Source organism: Hydrogenophaga sp., assembly GCF_030158645.1.
Lineage (GTDB): Bacteria > Pseudomonadota > Gammaproteobacteria > Burkholderiales > Burkholderiaceae_C > Hydrogenophaga.
Map to the genome: position 1 here is coordinate 1 of NZ_JAOASO010000126.1, position 1,493 is coordinate 1,493.

1 protein-coding gene and 1 pseudogene are annotated in these 1,493 nt (G+C 69.8%); both read right to left on the reverse strand.

All coding sequences use genetic code 11. The features are described from left to right. Positions 1-184, reverse strand: a pseudogene (locus Q1W68_RS13435) (hypothetical protein); the annotation flags it as partial. Then, positions 184-1,493 (reverse strand): flagellar biosynthesis protein FlhF (gene flhF / locus Q1W68_RS13440; RefSeq protein ID WP_300716936.1); only part of this gene is annotated, 1,310 nt, incomplete at its 5' end. The pseudogene Q1W68_RS13435 and the gene flhF, both read right to left, overlap by 1 nt.

Consider the following 1,493-nt stretch of genomic DNA (forward strand, 5'->3'; position numbering starts at 1 on the left):
CGAGCATCACGCCACCGAACGCCATGTGCGGGTTCGACACCACCGGCACGAAGCGAACCTGTGCGTGGGCGAACAGGCGGCGCAGACCGTCGGCCTGGTCGAGCGGCATCGAGGGAGAGAACGTAGTCGTCATCGCGGGAAAGGGCTGGTTCGGCGGGAAAGGGGCAAGCGTGGCGCGCGGCATCAGGCGTGTTCCATCAGCGCGGCGTGCGGCGCCACCGGATGCGACTGGTGCTGCGGCGCGGCGAAGATCAGGTTCACTTCGCTGGAATCCATGCGGTAAGCGGTGGCGAGGGTCGGGCGCAAGGCACGGTGCATCAGCGCGTTCGACGACAGCCGGTGCCAGTCTTCCGGCACGCGCTGGCCGTTGGCCACGCCCAGCACGGTGAGCTTGTGGCGGATCAGCGCATCGAGCGCCGGGCCGAGCTTCACCGCCTCGTCCATCTTGGAGAGCACGACGCCGCGGCAGGTGTTGGCGCGGTAGGAGATCAGCACGTCTTCGATCGTCTCGCCCTGCGCGGCCGAGTTGACCACCAGCAGCTTGTGGATCGAGCGGTGGCCCAGCATGTCCAGCAGCTCACGGGTGCGGGTGTCGCGCTGCGCCATGCCGGCGGTGTCGATCAGCACCATCTTCTTGGCCGACAGCAGGTCAAGCAGGTCTTCGAGCGAGGCGCGGTCGTGTGCGGTGTGCACCGGCACGCCGAGGATGCGGCCATAGGCCCGCAGCTGTTCGTGGGCGCCGACGCGGTAGGCGTCGAGCGTGATCAGGCCCAGGTGCGAGGCGCCGTAGCGGGTCGCAAACGCGGCGGCCAGCTTGGCGGTGGTGGTGGTCTTGCCGACGCCGGTGGCGCCGACCAGCGCGTAGACACCGCCCTGGTCTTCGAGCGCCGGCTCGCGGTCGGCGCTCAGCAGGTTGCGTTCGAGCACGCTGGCCGCCCAGGCCATCTCGTCGGTGACGTCGGGGCCCATGCCTTCGGCCAGCTTGCGGATCAGCGCCGGCGAGAAGCCGCAGTCGATCAGCTTCTGCGTCAGCCGCGCCTGCGCGGGCTGGCGCTGCAGCTTCTCCATGAAGGCCAGCGCGCCGAAGCGCTCTTCGATCATGCCCTTCATGCTGCGCAGCTCGTTCATCATGTCTTGCTGATCGCGGCGTGCCACGCTGGCGTCGGCAGCGGGTTGGCGCACCAGCACCTCTTCGCGCAGCACCGGCGGCTCGTGGAGGGACACGTTGGTGTGGATGCCCATCGAGGCGGCGCCATGCAGCGCGTTGAGCACCGGCGCGTGGCCGGGTGCGGCAGAAGAGGCCGTGGCGGCCTGCGCACGTTTCATCGCGACGGCGGGGCGTGCCGCCGGCACATCGGCCATCCGTGTGGCCAGCGGGCCAGCGGGAACGTCGGCGACCGGAGCCGCAGCGTGCGCAGCAGCCGACTCGGCCTGCATCGCGACCTGGCGGCGCTTGAGCATGCGGTCACGCACATAGTCCTGGAACGACAGCG